This window comes from Staphylococcus sp. HMSC061G12, assembly GCF_001838465.1.
Lineage (GTDB): Bacteria > Bacillota > Bacilli > Staphylococcales > Staphylococcaceae > Staphylococcus > Staphylococcus simulans.
Map to the genome: position 1 here is coordinate 1 of NZ_KV837050.1, position 1118 is coordinate 1118.

The following is a 1118-nucleotide window of genomic DNA, read 5'->3' on the forward strand; positions in this document are numbered from 1 at the left end:
CGTCACTGGTTTTGCTAAAAATTTGTGATGTAAAATCAAAATATATTTATTTGGCTCTCATTTGCGTTTTAAGAGCTGACATAAATTTCTAGGTAATTAATGTAATTAATATACTATAAATTGGATTTAATGCTTTGAAATCCAATTTAAAATTGAAATTAAGATCATTTTATTATTACGAGTAATTTACTTTCAGTATGAAAGCTTTTTGGGTGTCCAATTTGTCTATAGGCACTACATAAAAAGAAACCATAATTAAACAGAGTTTAACTATGATAGTCACGAAAAAATAGTTGGTGTTTTAAATTTTGAAGTTAATAAAGCAATAACTTCGGATGAAATTTTTGTAATACTTTTGTAATAATGGATGTTTTTTCGTAATATGTATGTAATAATAATAGATGAATTAAAAATAATTAGGAGGGTTTTTTATGAAGAAATTTTCTAAAATTGTTCTAGCTAGTGGTATTGTTTTGGGTTTCTCTGTAACGCCCGAACTATTTAATGCAACGGAAGTACAGGCACAAGAGACTATTGAACCTTATTATAATTATGATGGTTATACTGCGTATCAAAGTGGATTTATATTAGACAAAAACTTCAAAGAGTCATTGAAATACGATAATTTTACTATCAACGGCTATCAAATAGCAAAGAATCCAACCGGTGACAATCGAATAAATTTATACGATCAAACACTTTATAGTGTATCTGAGAATAAAGCTAATGGTGTTTTCTTCTCTCTCGATGGAAAATCTATTAATAAAAATACTTTAATTCAAAATTATGGTCAACCAAATTCTTACTCTCCTACTTCAGCATGGGGTGAAGTATATAAGTATAAAATTGGTAATAAAGATGTTCACTTTTATGTTGATAGAAATGGATATGTGATTAAAGGTCAAATTATGAGTGAATAAGACATTTTAGGTATAAAACGTGAGGTAAGTTGCAAGTTCTCTTACTTCACGTTTTTTATTTAAAGTGAATAAAAATAAATAATAGGACACGCATTTATGCCGAGAAAATTTATTGATCGTTGAGAAGAATCCTTAACTAAACTTGCAGACGAATGTCGGCATATCGTGAGCTATTAAGCCGACCATTCGACAAGTTTT

General features: G+C 28.5%; 1 protein-coding gene. It reads left to right on the plus strand.

Annotation, left to right across the window (positions count from 1 at the left end):
* The first annotated feature begins 431 nt into the window (after positions 1–431).
* The gene (locus HMPREF2937_RS03955; RefSeq protein WP_048665617.1) at positions 432–920 is read left to right on the plus strand and encodes an immunodominant staphylococcal antigen IsaB family protein; all 489 of its coding nucleotides are present in this window, start codon (positions 432–434) and stop codon (positions 918–920) included.
* Positions 921–1118 lie beyond the last annotated feature (198 nt).

Bases quoted from the DNA above. Each gene is read 5' to 3' on its own strand.
- HMPREF2937_RS03955 (WP_048665617.1), top strand. From the start codon at position 432: ATGAAGAAATTTTCTAAAATTGTTCTAGCTAGTGGTATTGTTTTGGGT.